At 47.3% G+C, this 976-nt stretch carries 1 protein-coding gene; it reads left to right on the top strand.

Going from position 1 to position 976, the window contains the following annotated elements:
- Positions 1-94: 94 nt before the first annotated feature.
- A partial coding sequence (locus ACXAG2_RS20840; protein WP_474870241.1) for an IS630 family transposase occupies positions 95-976 on the top strand: 882 nt, incomplete at its 3' end.

A 976-nucleotide genomic window follows, 5' to 3' on the forward strand; every position in this document is an offset into this window, starting at 1 on the left:
GTTCTTAAGTGTAGAGCACCCCATAGGGGAACTCAGTGTGATTTCTGCGATCAGATCAATCGCCAAAAAGAAATTACCGAGAACCACACTGAGCATGAACAGAATATCATTGATTGACCGGGCTGAGCGACGCCGTTTAGAAAAAATCATCCAACGCAGTAAGGATAAACGCCTTAGTCGTCGGGCAAATGCGGTGCTTTTGGTTCACAAGGGCGAATCCCGTAAGCGTGTTGCGTTATTACTGAGTGCTGCACGTTCATCAGTCAGTCGCTGGTGCAAATGGTATGAAGAATCAGGAATAGAAGGTTTAAAGGATGCTGAGCATGGCAAACCGGCTTATTTGCCTGGTGACGCGATAGTCAAACTTTTGTATCTGTTGCTCCACTGGACACCTCAGGAACTGGGCTATCAGCGTAGCCGGTGGAGTTCTGAATTGCTGGCTAAGGTAATTCATGAGAATACTGGTATTCGCATACATAGCTCGACGTTGAGAAGATGGATGCCAGAACTCGGCATCGTTTGGCGCAGAGCAGCCCCGACTTTACGCATCCGTGATCCACATAAGGAAGAGAAGCTTGCTGCGATTAAAGCTGCGCTTGATAAGTGTTCTGCTGAGCATCCTGTGTTTTATGAAGATGAGGTGGATATTCACCTGAATCCGAAGATAGGTGCTGACTGGGGCTTTCGGGGAAAGCAGCGGTTAGTCCCGACACCAGGACAAAACGAGAAATACTATCTGGCCGGTGCGCTTAACGCGGGTACAGGTAAAGTGCTTTATGTCGGTCGTCATTCAAAATGTTCAGAGATATTTATCCGCCTAATGGGGCACCTGAGAAGAACATACAGAAAGGCGAAGACGATAACGCTGATCGTGGATAATTACATCATTCACAAGAGTAAGAAAACACAGGCATGGCTGAAGCAAAACCCCAAGTTCATTCTGTTGTTCCAGCCAGTCTACAGTCCCTGGGTTAAT

It is taken from the genome of Alteromonas sp. ABH4_456, assembly GCF_056160645.1.